Origin of the sequence: Parapedobacter sp. 2B3 (assembly GCF_041925275.1) — a bacterium.
Lineage (GTDB): Bacteria > Bacteroidota > Bacteroidia > Sphingobacteriales > Sphingobacteriaceae > Parapedobacter > Parapedobacter pyrenivorans_A.
This window is the reverse complement of the sequence record NZ_JBHEUZ010000019.1, coordinates 43,602-67,971: the sequence shown is the minus strand read 5'-3', so window position 1 is coordinate 67,971 and position 24,370 is coordinate 43,602. Positions and strand designations below refer to the sequence as shown.

The 24,370-nt window shown below is 49.5% G+C and carries 12 protein-coding genes; 10 read left to right on the top strand and 2 right to left on the bottom strand.

What is annotated here, in order from left to right; translation table 11 throughout:
• Positions 1–93: 93 nt before the first annotated feature.
• The 10 genes from ACEVG1_RS17975 to ACEVG1_RS17930 all read left to right on the top strand — a co-directional run bounded on the left by ACEVG1_RS17975 (position 94) and on the right by ACEVG1_RS17930 (position 20,583).
• Positions 94–3,240 carry a SusC/RagA family TonB-linked outer membrane protein gene (locus ACEVG1_RS17975; RefSeq protein ID WP_374745112.1) on the top strand — a complete coding sequence of 1,049 codons (3,147 nt, stop codon included), beginning with the start codon at positions 94–96 and terminating at the stop codon, positions 3,238–3,240.
• A 3-nt stretch (positions 3,241–3,243) separates the two neighbouring features.
• Positions 3,244–5,391, top strand: a complete 2,148-nt coding sequence (locus tag ACEVG1_RS17970; RefSeq protein ID WP_374745111.1) for a RagB/SusD family nutrient uptake outer membrane protein — start codon at positions 3,244–3,246, stop codon at positions 5,389–5,391.
• Between the two features lie 36 nt (positions 5,392–5,427).
• A complete protein-coding gene (locus ACEVG1_RS17965) occupies positions 5,428–6,591 on the top strand; it encodes a DUF4434 domain-containing protein (RefSeq protein ID WP_374745110.1) in 1,164 nt (387 codons plus the stop codon).
• 121 nt (positions 6,592–6,712) lie between these two features.
• Positions 6,713–9,355, top strand: a complete 2,643-nt coding sequence (locus ACEVG1_RS17960) for a glycoside hydrolase family 78 protein (protein WP_374745109.1) — start codon at positions 6,713–6,715, stop codon at positions 9,353–9,355.
• Between the two features lie 70 nt (positions 9,356–9,425).
• Positions 9,426–10,547: a DUF4434 domain-containing protein gene (locus tag ACEVG1_RS17955; protein WP_374745108.1), complete on the top strand. Its 1,122-nt coding sequence runs from the start codon at positions 9,426–9,428 to the stop codon at positions 10,545–10,547.
• Between the two features lie 50 nt (positions 10,548–10,597).
• Entirely contained in the window at positions 10,598–12,439 is a 1,842-nt protein-coding gene (locus ACEVG1_RS17950) for a hypothetical protein (RefSeq protein ID WP_374745107.1), read from the top strand.
• Between the two features lie 134 nt (positions 12,440–12,573).
• Positions 12,574–15,513 carry a glycosyl hydrolase gene (locus ACEVG1_RS17945; protein ID WP_374745106.1) on the top strand — a complete coding sequence of 980 codons (2,940 nt, stop codon included), beginning with the start codon at positions 12,574–12,576 and terminating at the stop codon, positions 15,511–15,513.
• Between the two features lie 8 nt (positions 15,514–15,521).
• Positions 15,522–18,230, top strand: a complete 2,709-nt coding sequence (locus ACEVG1_RS17940; RefSeq protein WP_374745105.1) for a PQQ-dependent sugar dehydrogenase — start codon at positions 15,522–15,524, stop codon at positions 18,228–18,230.
• A gap of 11 nt (positions 18,231–18,241) precedes the next feature.
• Complete coding sequence (locus ACEVG1_RS17935; RefSeq protein ID WP_374745104.1) at positions 18,242–19,450, top strand: nucleoside permease; 1,209 nt, start codon at positions 18,242–18,244, stop codon at positions 19,448–19,450.
• Between the two features lie 50 nt (positions 19,451–19,500).
• Positions 19,501–20,583, top strand: coding sequence for a Gfo/Idh/MocA family protein (locus ACEVG1_RS17930; protein WP_374745103.1), 1,083 nt, complete (start codon positions 19,501–19,503; stop codon positions 20,581–20,583).
• 19 nt (positions 20,584–20,602) lie between these two features.
• Here ACEVG1_RS17930 and ACEVG1_RS17925 read toward each other — a convergent pair whose 3' ends face one another.
• Both ACEVG1_RS17925 and ACEVG1_RS17920 read right to left on the bottom strand, forming a co-directional pair.
• Positions 20,603–22,975: an ABC transporter permease gene (locus tag ACEVG1_RS17925; protein WP_374745102.1), complete on the bottom strand. Its 2,373-nt coding sequence runs from the start codon at positions 22,973–22,975 to the stop codon at positions 20,603–20,605.
• Between the two features lie 6 nt (positions 22,976–22,981).
• Positions 22,982–24,235 (bottom strand): efflux RND transporter periplasmic adaptor subunit, encoded by a 1,254-nt coding sequence (locus ACEVG1_RS17920; protein ID WP_374745101.1) that lies wholly within the window; start codon positions 24,233–24,235, stop codon positions 22,982–22,984.
• Positions 24,236–24,370: the final 135 nt, after the last annotated feature.

Here is a 24,370-nt window from a genome sequence, read left to right as displayed (position 1 = left end):
TGAAACAATGTCACTATGCGACACAATTACAGACACATTGGGTGTGCAGAGCGATTCTGGCACCTGCCGGTACTAATCTTAAAATTAAAAATTATGAAATGTAATTCTAAATCAGCGGGCTCCGGGCTCCAAAAGCGGTGGCATTTCACGGTCTTAGCGCTACTTTTACCGATGTTGCTACCCCTGGAATCCCTGCCTTTCCCGATACATATATTGGGACACCATGACGGCGCGAACAATCCTCACCAAGAAGTAATCAGCGGAGTGGTCACAGACGAGGCAAGCCTTCCTCTCGAGGGGGTTACCGTTACCGTTATAAACACAGGCGTGAGTTCAGCGACTACCGTTGAGGGAGCTTATTCGATTGTTGCAGCAGCAGGAGATACACTCCGTTTTTCTGCCGTTGGATATTCGCCAGCAGAAATCGAGGTCGGCAACCGCACCGTAATTAACGTCACATTGCAGAGCGACCAATCTGCTTTGGAAGAAGTGGTTATCGTTGGATATGGTACACAGAAGAAATCGACGTTAACAGGCGCTATTGCCTCCATTTCAACCAAAGAGATCAAACAGAGCCCTGCTGCCAACTTAGCCGTTACGCTAGCCGGAAGGCTGCCTGGTTTGACAGCTATTCAACGGAGTGGGGAACCGGGCCGAGATCTTACACAGCTATTTGTTCGGGGGCAAGGGACAATCAATGCCCAAAATCCCATTATTTTGGTTGATGGCATAGAACGCGACCTCACGTATATTGATCCGAATGAGATTGAATCGATAACGATTTTGAAAGATGCCTCCTCTACGGCGATTTTTGGTGTACGTGGTGCAAATGGCGTCATCTTGGTAACGACCAAACGAGGGACATCTGACGTTCCCGAAATCAGTTTTACCACCGAGGTAAGCGCGCAGGATTTTCCTCGATTTCCATCGCTCGTCAGTTCATATGATTACGCACGAACTAGAAACTTGATGCAGAGAAACGACGGAATGGGGGATGCCTTTTCCGAAGAAATATTGGAGCACTATCGGTTGGGTGACGATCCAGTCCGCTTCCCAAACACGGACTGGAAAGGTATTTTGTTACGTGACTACTCAACACAGCAACGCTATAACTTCAATGTCTCGGGCGCTGGCCAGCGCGTCAATTATTTCGTGAACGCAGGGTATTTAAACCAGGGTGGGATGTTTAACACCGAAGAAGATTTGAGTTATAATCCTTCATTTAAATTAGACCGGTACAATTTCCGATCGAATGTGGATATCCGATTGACGAAATCGTTGAAGGCCATGTTAAATTTGGGTGGGTATCTGGAAAAGCAGAATATGCCCGCGGGAATCTACAATGACTTAGATTTTCTGTCCGATGTTTCTCCGGCCTTACACATCCTGGCACAACTAACGGTTGACCAAAACGCGACCGTGCCGGGACCGCTTACTCCCGAAGGAGAGGTTGTTACTTGGCAGGGAGGGTTTTATCCACCATATGGTTCACTGAATCGATCGGGGTATGTCCAACAAACCAGAAACAACATCATGGCAACTTTTGGGTTGGAGCAAGATTTGAATTGGTTTGTCGAGGGATTGTCTGCAAAAGCTTGGATGTCTTTTGATTCGAAGACCACAAATAACATGATGGCTAACCGGGAGTATCTGAAATTAGTGCAAATAATTGAGCCTACAGCAGACGGAGGCTATACAGTCCGTTTCCAGAATATGGGTGACAGTAAAACAACGCCGCTATCCCTGTCCGGTGCGCGGTATTTTACAACGTTATCGAATTTTCAGGGTTACCTGAACTATGCTAATTCGGTAGGAAAACATAATTTCACAGGGTTATTGATGTATCAACAGCAAAAAAACATCATCGACGCACAGCTTCCTTATAATCTTCGTGGCATATCCAATCGCATTACGTATGGATATGATTCAAGGTACTTTGCCGAGTTCAATATGGGATATAACGGGTCGGAACAGTTCAAAAAGGGCCGCCGGTTTGGCTTCTTTCCCGCTTTCTCCGTAGCATGGATGATTTCAAATGAAAGCTTCATGGATGATGTCTCCTTCTTGAATAACTTGAAAGTCCGCGCTTCCTACGGCCGAGTCGGTAATGACCGGATTGGGTCAAGGCGCTTTCTTTACCTGGATGATGTACAGGTTGGCGGTGGCGGCTATTCATCCAGTCTTGGACTTGGGCAACGTGTCACTACCAGGCTGTTAAAGAATGAGGCACTCCAATGGGAGGTTGCTAACAAGGTGAATGTAGGGGTAGACCTAAAAGTTTTCAATACCATTGATGTCACGGTTGATGTTTATCAGGAGCGGAGGGATAACATCCTGCGCAACCGGGGAACGATTCCGGTGCTTAACGGGCTGCCTACATCTGTATTGCCTCCAGTTAACATTGGGGTGGTAGAAAATAAAGGATACGAGATTGAATTGAATTATAAAAAGGCAATAAATTCAGATTTATCTATTTTGGGAAAACTGAATTTAAACTACGCCACCAATCGACAGGTTTTCGCCGACGAACCTTTATTGGATGAGTCGTTTGCTTATCAATACCGTCAAACGGGTTTTCGTATCGGTCAGAATTTCGGATACCTTGTCGATCGTTACTTCACTGATGAGGAAGATATAGCGAATTCACCGAAGCAAAATATCTCGGGTCACGAGCCGCGGCCCGGTGATTTTAAGTATGTGGACGTCAACAATGACAACGTAGTTGATGAAAAGGATGTTTCCCCAATTGGGTATTCCAGTGTGCCGGAATATCAATTTGGAGTAGCACTGAATGTTGTATATAAGGCCGTTGATGTAAGTGTGCTGCTTCAAGGCGTTTCTAACGTCTCGCAGTACTACGGGGGCTGGGGTGTCTTTTCTACTGGGCATAATAATTTTCGCGAGCGTCATCTCGAAAGTTGGACGGAAGAACGTGTCGCTAATGGGGATCCAATTCGGTACCCTAGATTAACCACACAAACGAATCCAAACGAAATCCAAAACTCGTTCTTCATTAATGATGGCAGTTATTTGCGGATAAAGAATGTTGAAATTGGTTATACGTTTCCGCAGCTATGGTCTAAAAAAATCGGAGCGAAGAACTTGCGTCTATATGCCAATGGTTTGAACCTCGTAACGTGGGATCGGTTGCCGGTAAACGACTTTGATCCGGAGGTAACTTCAATATTTACATATCCGATTACTCGAATGTTTAATTTCGGTGTCAACTTTATTTTTTAAATTATGAAAAAGATTATAATTTGGGGATTTTCATGCTTGTTTTTCCTGTCATGTACTACTGATCCCTTGGATATCACTCCCGACGGGAGAATGTCAATCGATGACGTATTCGCAAGTGAAATACAGGCGGAAGCTTATCTAAACACCGTATACTTGTCGGTACCAACCTACTTTGTTCATTACGCTGGTTGGTCGTGGTTAGCTGGTCTTACCGATGAGGCAAGAGACAGTGAAACAGGAAATCAGCCATCTATGGCATCCTCGTGGGTTATTGGTAGTTTGACGCCTAGCTACAACCCTATAGCGCAACCCGGCAGTTGGGGTAGAGGACAGGATCGGTATACCACGTTTTGGCAAGGAATTAGGGATGCCAATGTATTTTTATCTTACATAGATGGCGTAAGTTATGCAAATGAGGAAAAAAAGCAGCGACAGGTCAGCGAGGCAAAACTGCTAAGGGCTTTCTTTTACTTTGAACTCATTAAGCAGTTTGGGCCGATGCCTATTGTGACCGAACCCTTCACCCCTGCTTTTGATTATACACAACTGACGCGCCCTAGTTTTCAGCAATGTATAGACTTCATCGTAGACGAATGTAACCAAGTGATAGCTAGCCCGGATCTTCCCATCAGGATTACGATAGGAAACGAGCGGGGGAGGTTTAGTAAGGCTGTGGCGTTTATACTAAAATCACAATCGTTACTGTACAATGCAAGTCCATTGTGGAATCCAGAGAATTCGATAGAAAAATGGAGCGCTGCTGCGTCCGCCGCAAAAGAAGGACTCGACGCTTTACTAGCTGGCGGACAGTATCGTCTTGCTGATGATTACAGTGATTATTTTCTAAATGCGTCCGACATAAACGTATCTCCCCGAGATCGGGAGACGATTTTCGAAATAAAAGACGGTGATATCCCACTTACAACCACCGGACTGCCCAGCAAAGTCGGTTCGTGGATGATCGGTAGTGTTCCATCACAGGAGCTCGTGGATAGTTATGATATGAAAAGCACGGGGATGCCTGCAATATTGGGATATGAGGACGCGGATCACCTTATTCCTAGTGTTAATACTGATTCAGGATATGATGAGGCGAATCCATATGTTGACCGAGACCCTCGGTTTTATGCGACGGTATGGTACAACGGCGCAGCTTATGACAATATCAACGGCAAAGTCCATGTGGTAGAGACCTTTGTCGGAGGTGCGGATCAACTAATCAAGTCAGCTCCAAATCGGATAAACACGCACACCGGATATTATTTGCGTAAGTTTATCGACCCGTCGTTGGCTATTAACCAAATGTCAGCGGCAAAATTCAAGAAGTACCGTTTGGCTGAATTGTATTTGAATTTTGCTGAAGCCGAAAATGAGGTTAACGGGCCGACAAACGAAGTGTATGAAGCCATCAATACCATTCGTAATCGGGCCGATATGCCTGATCTTCCGGCAGCGTTAGACCGTGAATCGATGCGGAACAGAATACGACGGGAAAGACGTGTGGAATTGGTTTGGGAAGAGCACCGATTCTGGGATGTCAGAAGGTGGAAGATCCTCGACCAAACCGACAAGCTCGTTACGGGGATGGAAATCAGGCAGACTGGAGCAGGGAAAGTCAATATATCCAACGCTGGGTTCGAAGATGGAAATCAAGGATGGACGCTACAAGGAGAGGCTACTGTACAAACCGATGACAGCTACGCAGGTAGCGCAGCAATAGCAATGCCGAATGGGGGCCATGTTTTTCGGAAAGTGAACGTGACCCCTAATACGGATTATATGCTGAGTGTCTGGGTAAAGGCAACGGCGGAATGGGGGCTTGTGGGCGTTCGGGAGCATGGCGATAGTGAGACAAACGCTTTGCAGTCCGCTGGTGGCGGTTGGGTGCAAAAGACGGTTCGTTTTACGACGGGACCGACTGCCGAAACAGCGACAATTTTCAGTTGGTGGCCGGGAGGGTCTGCCGGGTTTGTTGATGATTTTGAGCTAACGCGCGTTGCTAATGGCGGCGAAACGGCTGAATTCTCCTATAATCGTTTTGTCGTAGAACGAAGGAACGCTTGGCAGGATAAATTTTTAATTTTTCCGATACCTATTACAGATGCGTCTATCATTCCTGATTTCCGACTTAACCAGAATCCAGGGTGGTAATATCATTTGAGTGTTAAACAGAAAAAAATAACAATTATGAAAAATGGGCTATCACTTTTTACGAGTATTGGGCTAGTGGCAATGATCGGGATGGTGATCTGTTGCAGCAACAACGTCGTTCCACCAAATACAGTGGATAAAAAAGATGGTGATAAAGAAGGGAGTATCGATGTTTTGCGGATGATTTACGCCATAGCGGAAGAAGAGGAAATGAAGGTAATGGCAGATTTGAATATGGGGGGAGGTATGCTTTACAAGAAACATACCGTAGATGATGTTACAACCCAATACGCCACCTATATCCCTAAATTCCATAAGAGGTATGGTGAGTATGCTTCATTTTGGGGCTGGTATATCAACAATGAGCTCACGTTACAGCCGCCGCTAGAAACGGAGATTTCGGGATTTTGGCGGGCGATATGGAAGTCTGCCGTCGACGAATGTAAGAAAGTAGCACCGGAAAGTGTCGTAACGATATCGCCGTTCTATATCATGGATAGGGATAAGCATCGGGGTTTCGATTTTCTTGAGCCCATTGAATACGAACAATGGTGGGCGAAGACGTTGTCCCATACCGGAATTGATATTCTGATGCTCCAGGACTCGGGCGCGGAACACCTCAGTTTTTTTTCGCTGGAGGATCGGCGACCTTTTTTCCAAGCATTTAAAAACGCCTGTGACCAGGCGGGGAGCGAATTGTGGCTGAACGTGGAAAGTGGCGAAATCGATGCAGACAGCTGGGAAGAGGCGGTAACGATGGAGCAAAGCAAAACGCAGAAATGGGTGTATACCCCCACCGAGTGGCTCGCCCAGAAATTGGAATTAGCCGCGGAATACGGAGAGCGCATCATCAATTGGGGATATTATCCGTTTATGACCCCCACGGCAAGTGCTGGGCCATTCTTGTTTAGTGTAGATGGTATTGAAATACCGACTAACTTACGGGCTGAAAGCTATTCGTCTTACCGACAATATTATGAAGGCATCAAAGATCGTGGCATACAACCCGGTTCGCTGACCAAGCCGCTTATGCGGGGTACGCTATGGTGGCTGCCAGTCATGTATGAAGGATGGTCTGAGGAGGCGATTGAGAAAACAATCAGGGAACAGATAGCGGACCAAAAAGCCCTCGGGTTTGATATGTTGTGGATTGTAAACGCCCCCGCTAATATGGAGTGGGCCATCGGGAAAGAAAAGTAAACCGTACCATCAAGACATGCAAGTGGCTTATCACAAGATCGCGTTGTGCTTTTTCTTGGCAGTTGCTCACCATATAGCGGTAGCAGCGAGTATCGGCGTTTCGAATTTAACCGTCGAGTCCATGACTACGGCACTCGGCATCGATGCAAAAAGTCCCCGTTTGTCGTGGCAAATCACAGGGGATGAGCGGGGGGTATACCAATCTGCCTATCAAATACTGGTATCGTCATCCCAGGCGTTACTGGACGATAACATAGGCGATTTATGGGATAGTGGCAAGATTGCCTCATCGCAGTCGCTGGACATCCGGTACGAAGGAAAAGAACTAGTCTCCAGGCAACGGTGCTACTGGAAGGTCCGGGTGTGGGATGATAAAGGCCATACAAGTACATACAGTAAGCCGCACACTTGGGAAATCGGGCTGCTCGACGATTCCGATTGGCAGGCTCAATGGATTAGTGCACCTAAGGTCCAAAACTGGGAAGCATTTGCCGGGAATCGCGAGCGAGGCAAGCTGGATACCTTGATGAATGCGGCTCCCATGTTCAGAAAGGAATTTTCAGTGGGCGCGCACGTTGCTCAAGCACGCCTCTACATCAGCGGCATCGGTTATAATGAAACGTATATCAACGGGCAGAAGGTTGGTGACCATGTCCTTGATCCTGCATTCACCCGCTACGACAAAACGGTACTCTACCAAACATACGATGTATTCCACTTATTGCATAGTGGGAAAAACGCGTTGGGTGCAATACTTGGAAACGGCTGGTATAATATGCCCACACGGACAATCTGGGCATTTGATCAGGCGGGGTGGCGAGCTCGACCGGCTCTTTTGGCACAGCTGGAAATCACGTACCTGGACGGCACCGTGGATGTTATCAAAAGCGATGGGACATGGGAAACGGGCCGGGGGGCAATTTATTTTAACAGCGTTTTTCAAGGGGAATATTATGATGCCCGCAATGCAAAGCCTTACTGGAACCGGGTGGGATTTGAAGATGGTGGATGGTCTCCCGCTGAGCAGGTCGCAGGGCCGTTGGGAGGATTAAAGCCCCAGCTGATGCCGCCCATAAGAGAGCTTTCCGAAATTGAACCGATAGCGATGACCGAGCCAATACCGGGGCACCGCGTATATGATTTGGGAAAGAATATTTCCGGCTACGTCCGCTTGAAAATTACCGCTCCGGCTGGGACTGAAGTTGCGATAAAATATGGGGAGCGACTTACCCCTGATGGACTCGTTGATCAGGAGCATATCGGGATGTACGCTTACGACGCTCCTTTTCAGACGGATAAATATATCGCCGCAGGTACGGACGAGGACATTTGGAGCCCTCGGTTTACGTATCACGGTTTCCAATATATGGAAGTCACAGGCCTGTCTGAAGGTGTCGCTGACGCCATCATTACCGCGATGGTGGTACACACGGATTTCAGCCCAGTAGGTTCTTTCAACACGTCCAGCCCGTTGCTGAATACCATACATGCGAATACACAGCATTCCTTCCTCACCAATTTCCACGGCTATCCGGAGGATTGCCCCCATCGGGAAAAGAACGGATGGATGGGTGATGCACACCTCGCGGCTGAGATGGCTTTTTATAATTATGATGTGGCCCACGGCTATACAAAGTGGCTTGCAGACATTGCCGATGAACAGCGACCGTCGGGTGAGGTGCCGGGCATTGTCCCCACTGCTGGATGGGGGTACTTCTTCGGCAATGGCCCTGCGTGGGATTGTTCGCTATTTTTAATTCCTTGGTATACTTACTTATATACCGGAGACGTTTCGATCATTGAAAAGCAGTATCCATCAATTCGGCGTTATATCGACTTCCTTGCTACCAAGGCAAATGAGCACCACATCGTAGCTTGGGGGCTGGGCGACTGGTGCCCGGCAAAGACGGAGACCCCCGCTGAGATTACGTCGACAGCATACTATTTCAAAGGTGCCGAAATCCTCTCGAAAATGGCAACATTACTTGGCGACTCCGACGCTGCGACCCAATATGCGCGATTAGCAGAGGACATTAAAACTTCGTTCAATCGGCAATTTTATCGCGGGAATGGGATTTATGGAAATGGGAGTCAAACCGCACTATCTTGTGCCGTGTATCAGGGATTGGCCGGTGAGTATTTGACCGAAACAGTTGATGCATTGGTTAATTTGGTCAAAAACAACAACTTTCACTTGGACTGTGGAATTTTAGGTACCAAATACCTTATTAATGCGTTGTTGGATAATGGCCATGGCGATGTTGCATACCGGATTGTAAGTAAGCGGACTTATCCTAGCTGGGGCTATTGGGTAGAACAAGGGGCCACCACTTTATGGGAAAGGTGGGACGGGGAAAATTCGAGAAACCATCCGTTTTTTGGCGATGTGGGCGCTTGGTTTTATAAGGCGCTGGGCGGGTTACGTATTGACGAAGACCGCCCGGGTTTCAAGCACGTGAATTTGAACCCTATTTTTCCGGAGGATCTCGATTGGGTAGACGTACATCATGAATCCCGCTATGGAAACATTAAATCGTCTTGGAAGCGGGAAGGAAAGCATATTCACTGGGAAGTGAATATCCCGAATAATACGACGGCCACGGTTTTCCTGCCTCTGGGCAGACAAGGAGAGGTGCGAGAGGGTGGGAAAGCGATTCGACAAAGCACAGCTCGCATCAACATTATTCGAGAAACTGACGATATGAAAGTAATAGACCTGACGTCGGGACGATATACCTTTACCCTCGTCAACGATGAAGATTGAATAGCGGTAGTGGGGCAATAGAACAGCGTACAACATGAACATCATAACCATTTAGCAAAAACTTGAAATAATGAAACGTATTGGATATACCGTCATCTCCTTAGTCATCTTGTCTACATATACGTCCTGCATCACTACATCGGAAAACGACGAGCCGGATGTTTTGGAAATAATATATACCGTTGCCGATAAAAAGGGTATGCGGGTAATAAGTGATTTAAACCTATCGGGCGGAGATTGGTATGGAAAGATCAGTGCTGATAGTTTAATAGCGAAGACCGAAAAGTATATATCAGCATACCATGAGCGATATGGTCAACACCCGTCTTTTTGGGGGTGGTATTTGAACAACGAGATCAATCCTATTAAAGTTACTGAAACAGAAAAATCTGTTTTTTGGCGAAAAGTATGGAAGTCTATAGTTGATGAATGCCATCATGTCCGACCAGGGAGTATGGTCACTATTTCCCCCTTCTTTTTGCTGGATAAAGACGAACTACGCGGGTACGAATACCTAGAGCCTTCTGAGTATGAGCAATGGTGGTCAACCACGCTAAAAGAGACCGGTATAGATATCCTGATGCTACAGGATTCAGGAGCAGAGCATCTTTCATTTTACACCTTAGCCGAAAGGGAGCCGTTTTTTGCTGCATTCTCAAGAGCGTGCGAAAGTGCAGGGACTAAATTCTGGTTAAATGTAGAGACCGGACAAGCGGATGTTAACGATTGGTCTGAGGCGCTGGCTATGGAGAAGGAAAAACATCGACCTAAAAAATGGCGGGTATTTACGGAAATAAACTGGTTATCACAGAAGCTTGAGCTTGCTTCAAAGTACGGTGAGAGCATCGTTAACTGGGGCTATTATCCACTGATGAACCCAACTGAAGAAGTAGTGGGTGCATACTTAAATGATGTGGGTGGTTCGCCAATAGATCACAAAGATCGCTTGGATGCTTACGAGTCGTATAAGGCGTATTATAAAACAGTTCCTAATCAAATACAACCCGGCCATAAAACCAGACCAGTTATGCAGGGTACCCTATGGTACATCCCTTTAAATTATTCAGGCCTGTCGAGGAAGCAGTTGGAAAGGGTGATAGAACAACAAATAGAGCAACAACAAGCGATTGGTTTTGATCTGCTATGGTTATGTAATACCCCGGCTAGTATGGAACTTGCGTCAACCCCTTAGGGAATCTGTGAAAACCGGTATTCAATATTCCCCGATAAAATAATTCAGTTATGATCACAAGAAGAAAGTTCATTCAGCAATCAGCAATGGCTGGCATTGCCTTTAGCCTACCAGAATCCTTAGCTGTTTTTACAAATGATGATATTTTTGGTTATCAATCCCCATTCTTCAAAATCCAGCTAGAAAAGGATCGACCGGCACTTACTTTTTTCTCGACAGACAGTCTGGGAGGAGGTATGCTATCGGTTAATACCATTTTAGGAACGGATCCCGCTGAAGGAGAGGTCTATGAAGGTCGTATCGAACGGGATAGCGTCGCCTATTTTTCAAAGGCGAACCGGTCGGATATTCCCTTGTGGAAGTGCAGTGCATCGCCTCGGTCGTTTTCGCTGCGGACCCAATGGAACGGAAGCAACGCAGATGCTCTGCCATTTACGATTACCTTTGCGCAGAAAGTGAACCATTGTACGGTGTTAGGGATAATGGAAGAAAAAAATGTGATGCAATTTCCCTGCGTATTGCATTTTCCGGGTATGGGAAGCTTTCGAGTATACTGTAATGATCCTTCTGTGACGCTGTCGTATGATGCAGATAGGTATACCGATAAACCCTTTATAACGCTTTCTTTTCCTGCTGCTGACGAGCACCATAAGGACATCACTTATTCTTTCGAATCGGTCGCTATTTATCCCGAACTGGATAGTATCAGCCATGATACAAGGTTCGATGGATTCAGGCGCAACTTCATTAATATTTTTCAAATGAACCCGCGGATCTATTCCCTGGCAAATAATTCTGCCAGTGACGCTTGTACCTTTACGCTTTATTTATATGCCGAGATGGCACAGTATACACCGGAACTGGTGGAAGGGGTATCGGCGATGGATCTGGTGCGTACCTCTTTAAACCGGTATTTCAGTGGAATGAAAGGATATGGTGAGGTGGGATATATGAACCCGGCAGGAGGATGGCAAAGTGAATATGATTCCTGCGATACCGCGCCGTCTGTGGTCATGGCTGCCTGCAATTATGTGCTGCATACAAAAGACTTGGATTGGGGCCGGGCAAATTATAAACATATCCGGCGCTGGGCAGCCAAAATGATTACTACCGACAGAAATGGGGATGGAATCATAGAGTACGGATTATCCGGTAATTCCGGCAGTTGGGATGGCGTAAAGCGGCCTGCAAACTGGTGGGATACCATCGGTTTCGGACACGATGATGCGTACTCGAATGCCTTGGCATATCGTTCCTGCTTATTGTTAGCAAAGCTCGCGCATCTGTTGGGAAAGACAGCGGATGATCGGTATTTTAGCGCTTTTGCTACCAAACTTAAAGCGAATTATTTTAACAGCTTTTATAACCCGGAGACTGGCGTGCTGGCAGGATGGAGAAGTGAGGACGGCCGCTTGCATGACTATTATTTTGTTTTTGTAAATAGTATAGCGATCAGCTATGGGCTTATTGAAGAAAAGAAAGGGGTAGATATCATGAGGCGGATGCTCGATAAAATGGAAACGGTAGGGTTTACGGATTTCAGGTTAGGGCTGCCCGGAAATTTATTGCCCATTCCAAAGGAAGACTACACGGATACCGACGAGCGGTTTGGGTATGGAGCCTTTCAGGTTTACGAAAATGGTGGTGCAACGGGGTGTTATGCCTATTATACGATTCATGCACTTTATAAGCTGGGCATGAAAAAGGAAGCAGAGACGATTTTAATGCCTATGCTGGAAAGTTATAAAAAAGGGGATTTCCAGGGGCATTGTCCGGGCAGTGACATGACGAAAGACTGGAAATCGTGGAATGGGGAATGCTGGGGATATGAGGGCTTTCTGGTGGATAATTTCCTGACACTGTTGGCGGTAATTGATCAAAAAAATAATTGATGAGCACGTGTGACTTAACGAAAAGAAGACAACTAACAAATCATGAAAATTACAGAAATTAAGCCATACACTTAGGCGGTTATTGAGCAACGCTATTGTGAGAGCCGGTGTTTGAAAATCTAATGACGAATTGCATGATGAAGAAATTTTTTCAGGGGGCGTTCCGGCTGTCCATACCGGGATGGATGGTGTTGCTTGTTGTATCGGCTTCGGGATATAAACGCATTGGCCAGCGCTACCCCGGTGCGGAACCAGCAAAACAGGATAGTGCCGTCGATGGCCGGTTCCGGACAGATGTTTTCAAAACCCCTCCCTTATCATATGGCCCCTTTACACGTTGGTGGTGGCCCGGGAATGACGTGGATACGGGCGAACTGAAGCGTGAAGTACGCCTTTTTGCGGAAAAGGGGTTTGCCGGTGTCGAGATACAGCCGTTGACCGTCGGGATTAACCCCGGAAGTACCCGGATGGACTTGGTTAACAGCTGGGATACGCCTGCCTTTTACCGGCATGTGATTGCTGTTATGGAAGAGGCCCTTAAATCCGGGATTATGGTTGACATGAATGCCGGCAGTGGATGGCCAATGGGAGGCCCGTTTCTGCAGCAAAGCGAAAGCTTGCTGACACTGGCGACAGCCGATACGGCGGTGGCGGGAAACCAATCGGTGGCCATGAGTGTGCCCCCGGTTACCTATGACTATTCAGACCGTCTTAGGAACGGTGTCCACTCGTATCATAAAGTGGATCTGTCAAACGCAAGGCTACTGACGATTACAGCGGCGAAGATCACTGGCGAAGCAGACGGAAAGGTTTTTCTCGATTCAGCGTCCGCCATGGTATTGGACCGGTATGCGGATCAGGGCGTTATCCATTGGCAGGTGCCTGAAGGAGCGAGGTGGCTGGTCACCGCGTTTTATGCGGTCCCCAACGGGGAAAAGCCGGCTTACATCGGCAGTTCCGGTATCAGTTGGGTAGCGGATCATTTTGATGCCGCGGTCCTTGAAAATACGTTTGAGCGGCTGTTCGGCCAGCGTACGGGGCTGGATGCTTACTATGCAAAGCCTTTCCGTGCGGTATTCAGCGACAGCAAGGAATTCATCGCCGACCGGCTTCTTTCGGATGATTTCATCCGTTATTTTAAAGACAAGCGGGGATACGATGTCAGGCCCTGGCTGGCCGTGAACGCAATACCCGGATACGACAACGTCTATTCTTTTGGTAGCGACTCGGTGTCCCGGTTCCGCTTTACGAAAGAAGACTGGCGGTTGCGCTATGATTACGACCTGACGATTTCTGATTTGTATAAGGAGCGGTTCTCCGAGACGAGCCGCCAATGGGCGGAAAAGAGGGGGCTGCAACACCGGACCCAAGAGTATGGCATTAAAGTGGACATCATCGGTGCCAGTGGCCGGGCGTCTATCCCTGAAACGGAACAACTGTTTGGGAGAGGTTCTGAGGCAATCCTCAAGCTGGTTACCTCGGGTGCACAACTTTATAACCGGCCCATCGTTGCTGCCGAGGCGTTCGTATTCAGCCAGCTTGCCGGCGCGGTAACCCCCCAGGTCATCAGGGCGTCTGCCAACAAAGCGTTTGCTGCGGGCGTGAACCAGCTGGTATACCACGGTACACCTTACCGGTACCAGACCGATGACTACGGGGAAGAGGGCTGGACCGCCTGGTCCACACCGTTCAAAAACTTCAACTTTTCAACCAATTTCAGCGAAAGTTACAATTACTGGAAGTATATGAAAGACATCAATACGCTGCTGGCAAGGTCGCAGTACGTGCTGCAGGCCGGTAAGCCAGTGGCGGATGTGCTTATTTATTTCCCTTTTATCAACCTGGACTATTCCGGTATCTTACATAACCCCGAGGAGAGCTGCATCAACGGGTTGCTGGATATTGCCGGACCTGCAAATGTTCGGAACCCGACCGTTATCCACCGTTGGTTTACCGATGTGTGGCCGGTTATCAACCAGCTGGAGAAAAAGGGCATTACCTGGAATTTCATCAATGATGAATCGCTGGTGGATGCGACGGTTCGCAACAGGGAAATCCACATAAGAGAGAATGTGTATAAGGCGCTGGTGATACCCCATGTGCCTTATATGGCCCTCGGCAGTGCGGAGCATGTCGACAGGCTGGCCGCCGATCATGCCGACGTGGTGGTAATCGGCGACCTCCCGTCAAAACAGCCCGGTTACCTTGACCACGCGGTACGCGATGCGGCCGTGGAGCAGATTTTCCGGACGGTACTGGCAAACCGAAAGATCGCGCAGTTCCCTTCTTTTGCGGAGATGGCTGGGTGGGCGGAAGACATACGGGGTGCCATTACGTTCAATGATGATTATGGTTTTACCCGGCAAGCACAGCGGGAAATGAGCGACGGTAGTCGGATAAGCTTTATCTGGAATAAAACAGGTCAAGTAAAAAAGATCGGATTGACGGTTGATGAAAGCTTTGCCCATTGCTACTGGCTGAATCCGGAAGACGGCAGTGTGATCAGAAGTAGCGGAAATGTGATGGCCTATGAACTGCAGCCCTTCAGTGCCATTATAGCATTTGCTTCAAAAGATGCACCATTACCCGGCAGCGCGGAGCAACCGGATAGGCAGCTGCCCGTACACGCCGTAATGGAAATCAACAGCTGGGATATGGAGGCCGGAGACAAGCGGATGGCCCCAGTCAGCTTGTCCGACTGGCGTGAACACGATCTCCTCAAATATAGCTCCGAACCGGGGATATACTCGGCCGATTTTGAATACCGCAAAGGCAAAGGCAGCACCTGTTTTGTTGACCTAGGGCAGGTGTATCATACGGCTGAAGTGTACCTGAATGGAAAAAAAGTCGGAACATGCCTCTGGCCGCCATTCCGGCTGGACGTTACTGATTTCCTGAAAAACGGGCATAACCACATTCGGGTTGTCGTTACCCCCGCAGAAAGGAACCGGTATCTGGGAGAGATGATGCAGGGCAACCCGAAATACATCCAGTATAAAGGACAGGAGCAGACCTCCCTACCTGCAGGTTTGGTCGGGCCGGTGGTGATACAGGAGTACCAATCGTTAAAATAGTAATAAACATGAATGAAAGTAAAAATAAATACTCCTGTGCAGACTTCGCTTTTAAAGCTCCTGCCATCCTCTTTTTAGCAACATCTGTCTTGGCGATTGCTTTCTCCTGCACAAACAGCGGAAAAAGTAGGCCTACGGTAGCGCCCGATAGCACCCGCTACACGCGCACGGTGCTTGCCGAAGGGCTCGACGAGCCGATGCAGATGGTCATCCTCCCGGGCAATGACGTGCTGTTCGTGGAGCGCAAGGGCGGGGTGCGATTATACAAAGATGCTACAAAGGAGCTCCGCGCCGTGGCCAATTTCGAGGTGTTCAGCGGTATCGAAGACGGACTGCTGGGGGTTGTTGCCGATCCGGATTACGAGAAGAACCACTGGCTGTATTTCTACTACGCGGTGGCGGGTGAGCAGGCAGTGAGCAGGCTATCGCGGATGGAGTTCCGGAACGATAGCCTACTGCGGTCGACGGAAACGGTTATCTTGGAAATCCCCACGCAGCGTATCTACTGCTGCCATTCAGCGGGATACCTCAAGTTTGATCGGGCAGGTAACCTCTACCTGTCCACGGGCGACAATACCAACGCCGAAGAAACAGCGGGGTATACGCCGGTGGATGAGCGCCCGGGGAGGGAGCTTTCAGACGATCAGGCTACAGCCTCCAACACCAATGACCTCAGGGGGAAAATCCTGCGCATCAAGCCACTGCCCGGCGGGGGATATGCGATACCGGAAGGTAACCTGTTTCCAAAGGGCACGGCGGGCGCGCGACCGGAAATCTATGTGATGGGCGCACGTAACCCTTATCGCTATAGCATTGACGACGAAACGGGCTATCTGTATTTTGGGGATGTCGGTCCGGATACGGAAATGAAGGCTTCTGATGGAGAGCTGATGAGCTTTGACGAGATCAATCAGGTGCGAGAACCGGGATACTACGGCTGGCCATATTTCTTGGGCAACAACCAGATCTTCGGCAAATACGATTACGCGACGGGGGAACTCGGTCCCGGCAAGGATCCATCGAAGCCGATGAACGAATCGCCCAACAACACCGGATTGAAGGAGCTGCCGCCGGCTAAGCCGGCGATGATTTGGTACGGGAAAAATAACTCAACATACTTTCCGCAGGTCGGCAATGGAGGAGCTACGGCAATGGCGGGGCCTGTCTACTACAGCAAACATTTCAAGAAGGCACCATATAAACTTTCCGATTATTACGATGGGAAGCTTTTCATCTACGAATGGATTCGTGGGTGGGTCATGGCGGTAAGTTTTGATGAAAGCGGAAATTTTAAGGGAATGGAGCCGTTTCTGGAACACTGGAACTTTGATGCACCCGTAGACATGCAATTTGCATCGGATGGGGCCATTTATATGCTGGAGTACGGAACGAACTGGTTCTCCAAGAATACCAATGCTCGCTTGGTTCGGATTGAATATGCGGAGGGAAACCGAAGGCCGGTCGCCTCCATTGAGATGGATAAGCAATATGGAGCGGCACCACTGACGGTGAAACTATCGGCCGGTGGATCCATTGACCATGACGAGGGAGACAAGCTGTCTTTCCGTTGGCGTGTGGAAGGCGAAAACAAGCAGGGTGAGACCGTTTCCCATACGTTTACTAAGCCAGGGATTTACGATGTGGAGTTGACCGTAAGCGATGGAGAGGGCGGTGAAGGAACCACTTCCAACCGGATTTACGTAGGCAATACACCGCCGGAGGTCCACATCCATACTTCAGCCAATCGCAGTTTTTATTGGGATGGCAGTACACTGGATTATGCGGTGGAGGCAAGTGATAGGGAAGACAGTGTATCCGTAGCGGATGTGTCGCTGGCGTTCGGGTATATACCCAATGGTAAAGATGCCGCACTGGTATTAAGTGGCGGACAGGATCCGAGCAGCCTGCGTTACCTGAAAGGGCAGCAGCTGATTGCCAACCTGGACTGCAGGTCCTGCCATTCCATCGACAAAGAATCGGTAGGCCCCACTTATCAGGCTGTGGCAGCCCGCTATAGGGGTACCCCGGGGGCGGAGGGGCTACTGGTTAACAAAATAATCGATGGCGGTAGCGGCAACTGGGGAGAGCGGGCAATGTCGCCGCACCCCGAATTAGCGGAGGAGGATGCACGGGAAATGGTCCGCTATATCCTGTCACTCGGTGCAGGGCAGCAGCAATTGGCACCCCAAGGCGTATTACGGCTTGATAGCCATAGTGGGAGAGACGCCGATGGCGTGTACCTGTTTAGTGCCCGTTATACGGACCACGGGGCGAACGGAATCCCACCTTTGAACGGACATGATCACATTCTATTGCGCAACCCGTTGCTTCAAGCGGAAGATTTCGATGCGGGCAATGTGCGGATTGCTACAGTTACTACGGCCTTTATGTCGTATGTGTACGGAATCCAGAATGGAAGTTACCTTTCTTTCCGGGACATTGACCTGACGCATGTGCGACGGATCGGCTATCGGGCGCAGGCCAGCGGTGCTGGAGGTACGATTGAGGTGCATCTGGATAGTATCGGCGGACCGGTGGTTTCCCGTTTGGAAATACCTGCAGGTAATTTCAGCGGTGCTGAAAATGGCTGGAAAGAGGTGATGGGATCGGTGGACGAAACCCATGATGTGCACGACCTCTACGTTGTGTTTGTAAATGGTGATGCGGGAGATAAGGCGCTGTTTAGCATCGATTGGCTGAAATTTTATAACCGTTAGACGGGGCCTTTATGTCGATATCGCTGCGAGCCCGCCTCTCACTAGCCATGTTCCTGGAATTTTTTACCTGGGGCGCGTGGTACGTGACGCTGGGAACCTATCTATTCGAACAACTAGGTGCAAGCGCTGTACAGGTGGGCTCAGCTTATGCCAACTTTTCTATTGCCGCGGCGTTGTCTCCAGTATTTGTGGGGCTCGTGGCCGACCGTTATTTCGCAGCACAACGCGTGCTCGGCGTGCTGCATCTGTTGGGAGCGGGGATATTGGTTATGTTGGCACGGGCTGACGATTATGGTGCGTTCTGGTGGCTGCTGCTATTGTATTCGCTGCTGTACGCACCCACGATGGCCCTGATGAATTCCGTTACGTTCCGGCAACTCAAAGACGCGGGCAGGGAATTTCCGCTTATCCGGGTGTTTGGTACGGCCGGTTGGATCATTGCCGGACTGTTGTTGGGTTATCTCGGTATCGAAAGCAGTGCTTCCCTGTTTTACATGGCTGCTGGCGCGTCGGCGATACTGGGCTTAGTGAGCTTTACACTTCCCGACACACCTCCGGACCGGACAGGGAACGCAAGCTTAGGTTCCGTGTTGGGGAAGGAGGCGCTGGTGCTATTCAAGCAGCGATCCTTTTTGGTCTTCTTTCTTTCATCGCTGGCAATCTGTATTCCGCTATCTTTTTATTATAGTTTTGCCAATCCCTTCTTGAATGATCTGGGTATCTCGAATGCGGCCGGAAAGATGACTTTAGGACAACTTTCGGAATTTCTATTTTTGCTCGTTATACCTTTTGCTTTCAAGCGCTTTGGTATCAAAGTGATTTTAATCATGGGGATTATCGCATGGATTGTCCGCTATATACTGTTTGCGTTTGGTGATGCCGATAGTGGGATGGGATTGTTGTATTTAGGTATCCTGCTGCATGGGATATGCTACGATTTCTTTTTTGTGTCCGGCCAGATCTATGTGGACCGCGTGGCTGGTGACCGGATCCGTAATTCTGCGCAGGGATTGATTACCTTTGCAACGTATGGAATAGGTATGCTGATTGGTTCGTACATCTCAGGATTGATTACCGAATGGTTTATGTTGCCGGAAGGGTCGGCCATGCAGTTCAATTGGCAAGGGGTTTGGCTGGTTCCGGCGGGTATCGCTGCCGTGGTGCTGGTTGTATTCTTGGTCTCGTTCCGAGACCAACCGGTGGAGGAGCGGGAGGGTTAGCAACAGATGTTGCTAAAAAATGCATAAGAAATAAGCAAAGGAAAAAAGAAATGAAACAAACTGGTAGTAAGGTGCGTGTACTGGTCGTAGGCTGTGGCAACATGGGTGCATCGCACGCGCAGGCCTATCACGATATGGATGGATTTGAGATCTGCGGGCTGGTTGCCAGGGGCGTCAGCAAGGAGCAGTTAAACGAGCGGTTGGGAGGTGGCTATCCATGCTACAGCGACTATACCACGGCGTTGCAGGCTGCCAAGCCTGATGCGGTATGCATCTCGACGTATCCAGACACCCACGAGGAATACGCTATTATGGCGATGGAGCACGGCTGCCATGTATTCATCGAGAAGCCATTGGCAGACACGGTCGAGGGAGCAGAACGGGTGGCTGAAGCCGCGAGGCGTACGGGCAAGAAGTTGGTGGTAGGCTATATCCTACGCTACCACCCATCTTGGCAGCACTTCGTGAAATTGGGCGGACAATTGGGTAAGCCGCTGGTGATGCGGATGAACCTCAACCAGCAAAGCCACGGCCGGATGTGGGATGTGCACCGCAACCTGATGAAAAGCTTGAGCCCCATTGTCGATTGTGGGGTGCACTACATCGATGTGATGTGCCAGATGACCGGGAGCAAACCCGTTCAGGTCAATGCTATCGGTGCTAGACTAACGGACGATATTCCGGAAGACAATTATAACTACGGGCAACTGCAAATCCGATTCGAAGATGGTTCTGTGGGGTGGTACGAGGCTGGGTGGGGACCAATGATCAGTGAAACTGCATTTTTCATTAAAGATGTGATTGGCCCGAAGGGCTCGGTTTCCATCGTAGCAAAGGAGGCCGGTGCAATAGGCCATTCCGACAATGTCTCGGCCCACACCAAAACAGAGTCGTTGCGGGTACACCATGCGGCAATCGATGGTAACAACGATTTTGTGAAACCCGATGAGTGGATCGACCTCACCGATGAGCCGGATCATCAGGAACTATGCAACCGTGAACAACGATTTTTCCTTGAAGCAATACGCAAAGACTTGGATTTGAATGCGCTGACCCAACAGGCTGTGGATAGCCTGCGGATAGCCATTGCGTGCGATGAGTCGGTAAAAACAGGCAAACCGGTGATGCTTTGATCGGCTTTCGTGTTTTTCTCTATTCGTTTCGCAGGCTGTGCACCGGGTTAGCCATGGCGGCTCTGATAGCCTGGTAGCTGATCGTTGCCAACGATATCAACATCGAAAGTGTGCCGGCGAGCGCGAATACCCACCACCCGATGTTGATGCGGTAGGTGTACCCGCCCAGCCATTGGCTCATAGCGTACCACGCGATGGGCGATGCAATGAGGAACGAAATGCCTACCAGCTTCAAAAAGTCTTTGGATAATAAGGCCGTAATGTTGAGCACCGACGCACCCAGCACTTTCCGTACGCCTACTTCCTTGATGCGGCTTTCGGCGGTGAAAGTGGCCAGCCCGAACAGGCCCAAGCAGGAAATGAAAATGGTTAAACCGGCAAACAACGCGGCCAACGTGCCGACCCGCTGTTCTTCCTGAAATTTGCGGGCATAAACCTCGTCCACAAAGTGATAACTGAACGGGTATTGCGGGTTGTGTGCTTTGAATACCTGCTCGGCAAGCTTGAGGTTATGCTGCGTGGTGTTGGCCGGGTTCAGTCTGAGGTGGATGGTAGAGAACCACGCTGCCGGCCCGAAAATAACCAGCTGCTGTACCTTTTCGTAGGGCGACTCGTAAATAAAGTCCTTCACCACGCCCACCACGCGCCAGTCTTCGTCATCGGCCTTCAGGATGGTGCTCAGCGGATCTTCGAGGTGCATCATTTTTACGGCCGTTTCGTTGAGCACGATGGATAGCGAATCGCCGGGGTACGTGTAGATGTCAATGTCGCGACCCATGGTGAGTGTAGCACCCATGGTTTTGACAAAATCGGCGTCAGATGCCATGCGCACAAAGTCGATGCGCTTGTCTTCTTCGGTGCTGCCCGTCCAGCTCCAGCCCCAGCTATCGCTGTAACGGGTGGTGATGGGGCTCATGGACTTGGTTACCGCTACCGCCGCGCCCTTGCTGAGTAATTCGTTGCGGATGAGGTTGTATTTGTTTTCGATGGCCCCTTCCATGGGCACGTACACCAAATCGTTACGGTCATACCCGTTGTCTCTCGACTGGGCGTGTTTGATTTGCTGCGATACGATGATGGTGGCGATGATAAGGATGACGGCAAAGCTGAACTGTACCACCACCAGTACCTTTCGGGGATTCACCGCCGCGCCGCTCCGCTTGAATAGGCCTTTCAACACGCTGACGGGTTTGAAGGCGGACAGGTAGAAAGCCGGATAACTGCCGGCTAGCAGTCCGCAGGTGACGATGAAGGCAACGGAAAGCAGCCAAAACAAGGGGTTGCCGAAGGCGATATGCAGCGACTTGCCCACGAGGTTGCCAAAAGCAGGCAAGGCCAACATCACCGCGGCCAACGCGAAGACAAAAGCAAAGCACGCCAATAGGATGCTTTCGCCAAGGAACTGGCCCACCAATAGCTGTTTCTGTGCACCCACCACCTTGCGGATGCCCACTTCTTTCGCTCTTTTTTCACTGCGGGCAGTGCTGAGGTTCATGAAATTGATGCAGGCGATGATGAGGATAAATGCAGCGATGATGGCGAAGAGGCGTACCATTTCGATGCGCCCGCCGGTATAGTATCCGTTTTCCTGTTTGGAGTATAGCCACGCTTCCGTGAGCGGTTGGGTAAATACCTCCCGCTTGCTATATAGCGGATTCTCGGCGAGGTGGTCTTTGGTAATGCTGTTGATCTTTTGATCAAACGCCGCCTGCGATACGCCTTCTTTCAGCAAAACATAGGTTTGCAGGGTATTGTTGGCCCACGAGCTATCGCGCCAGCCAAGGTTGACGCTGTAGTCCCAGGGCAGCAGGTAATCGAAATCGAACCGGGTGTTGTTGGGAAGATCGGCCATGATGCCCGTTACGGTAAACTGGTCGGTACTGTCTATTTTGATGAGCTGGCCCATGGCATCCGCATCGCCGAACAGCGATTTGGCCAGTTTCTCGGTCAAGACAATGTTGTGGGGCTCATTTAGCGCGGTATGGGGGTCGCCCTGTGTGAAGGGGAAGCTGAACATGGTGAGGAACCCCGGATCGGTAAAGGCGCCTTGCTGCTTCTGCTTGTCGTCGCCTACCGTAAAGAGGAAGGTGTTTCCGGCATCAACCCGCGCGGCGTCTTCCACTTCGGGGAAGTCTTGTTTGAGGGAGGGTGCCATAATATTTGGTGTCCAGTTCCAGGCATTGACAACGCCTTCGTTTACATCGCGGTTGTTGACGACGTAGATGCGATTTTTCTTTTCGTGGAACTGGTCGTGGTTTACCTCGTTGGCTATCCAGATCAGGATGAGCATACAGGAGGCCATTCCCACGCTCAATCCGAGGATGTTGATGAAAGAATACACCTTGTTCCTTACCAGATTGCGCCACGCGATTTTGAGATAGTTCTTGATCATGACTGGTTACTGATTGATGCTCAACTCCTGGACGCGGTCGTACGTTTCATAACTTGAGGTTACCACTTTATCGCCCGGCTCCAATCCGCCAACCACCTCATAATAATCCGGGTTCTGGCGGCCCAATTGTACATCCACACGATAGGCGGTTTTGCCATCCGCGGTCAGCTTGAAAACCCAATTACCACCGGTTTGCTGGTAAAATCCGCCTTTTGCCAGCAGCACTGCTTTGATTTCATCGCTGAGGGCGAGGCGGATTTGGAGCGTCTGGCCCCGGCGGATGCCTTCGGGGACTTCGTTTACGAATTCCATATCTACCTGGAAGCGTCCATTGGTCACTTGCGTGTACACTTTTTTTATGACCAGTTTATAGCTTTTGCCGGCGAAGGTGAATTCTCCTTCGAGATCGGGATAAATTCGGGAAATGTAGTATTCGTCAATATCGGCGCGGACCTTGAAACCCGTAAGTACGTCGATCTGGCCGAGGCGTTCGCCGGGGTTTTTGCTTTGGCCGATCTCGGCATCGAAGGAGGTCAGCTGCCCATCCACGGGTGCCCGCAGGATCAGGTCACCCACCTTACGCCGCATCAGTTCCAGCGCCGACATACCACTGGCGTACAATTGTTTGTTCTGTTCGAGTGTCTGGGCACTGCGGATGGAATCCTGCGCAATGTTTTCACGGGTTAGCTTGGTACGCTCCAATTGATAGTCATAATTGTTTTTCGCCTGCTGGAATTCCTGCGAACCAACTGCTTTTTTCTCGAACAACGTTTTATTTAGATCATATACCCGTTTGGCTTCTTTCAATGCATTTTCAGCATCGGCCAGTTGGTTGCGGTTAGCAATGGATGTTTGTTGCGCGGCGGTTTGGGCGATTTGCATCTGGGTCAGGTTGTTGTATACGTTGGTTTCCTGCGTTACCAGGCTCAGCTCCAAATCGGTGTTCGAGAGCCGCATGATGGGATCGCCTTTTGCAAGTTTGGCGCCATCTTCAACGAACTTCTCTTCTACCCGACCGCCTACTGAGGCATCTAGAAAGATACTGGTAATGGGCAGTACCGTACCATTCACCGGAATGAACTCGCGGAAAGAATCTTCCTTTACCTCGGATATGGTAATCCGCTCTGCATCCACATTGAGCCGCGAGTTGCCGGAGGTAAAGTAATAGCTGGCAGCGATAAGTGCCAAGATTCCTGCACCTCCCGCAACCATCGTGATGCGTTTACTGTTCCATCTTTTCTTCGGTAATGCTCTATCCATTTTCTTTTCCTTGTGATCGGTAGCCGACCTCGGACTACTCCACCGCTACCATATAATGCCGTGCCAAAAACATAACTTATTTTTAAACAGTTTGTTACGCCGTCTATTAAAATCAAACTGTTCGATATCGAACAC

Excerpts from the sequence above, each read along its gene's own strand:
- ACEVG1_RS17945 (WP_374745106.1), top strand. The coding sequence starts at position 12,574 with ATGATGAAGAAATTTTTTCAGGGGGCGTTCCGGCTGTCCATACCGGGA.
- ACEVG1_RS17975 (WP_374745112.1), top strand. The coding sequence starts at position 94 with ATGAAATGTAATTCTAAATCAGCGGGCTCCGGGCTCCAAAAGCGGTGG.
- ACEVG1_RS17950 (WP_374745107.1), top strand. The coding sequence starts at position 10,598 with ATGATCACAAGAAGAAAGTTCATTCAGCAATCAGCAATGGCTGGCATT.
- ACEVG1_RS17925 (WP_374745102.1), bottom strand. The coding sequence starts at position 22,975 with ATGATCAAGAACTATCTCAAAATCGCGTGGCGCAATCTGGTAAGGAAC.
- ACEVG1_RS17920 (WP_374745101.1), bottom strand. The coding sequence starts at position 24,235 with ATGGATAGAGCATTACCGAAGAAAAGATGGAACAGTAAACGCATCACG.
- ACEVG1_RS17970 (WP_374745111.1), top strand. The coding sequence starts at position 3,244 with ATGAAAAAGATTATAATTTGGGGATTTTCATGCTTGTTTTTCCTGTCA.
- ACEVG1_RS17960 (WP_374745109.1), top strand. The coding sequence starts at position 6,713 with ATGACTACGGCACTCGGCATCGATGCAAAAAGTCCCCGTTTGTCGTGG.
- ACEVG1_RS17965 (WP_374745110.1), top strand. The coding sequence starts at position 5,428 with ATGAAAAATGGGCTATCACTTTTTACGAGTATTGGGCTAGTGGCAATG.
- ACEVG1_RS17935 (WP_374745104.1), top strand. The coding sequence starts at position 18,242 with ATGTCGATATCGCTGCGAGCCCGCCTCTCACTAGCCATGTTCCTGGAA.
- ACEVG1_RS17940 (WP_374745105.1), top strand. The coding sequence starts at position 15,522 with ATGAATGAAAGTAAAAATAAATACTCCTGTGCAGACTTCGCTTTTAAA.
- ACEVG1_RS17955 (WP_374745108.1), top strand. The coding sequence starts at position 9,426 with ATGAAACGTATTGGATATACCGTCATCTCCTTAGTCATCTTGTCTACA.
- ACEVG1_RS17930 (WP_374745103.1), top strand. The coding sequence starts at position 19,501 with ATGAAACAAACTGGTAGTAAGGTGCGTGTACTGGTCGTAGGCTGTGGC.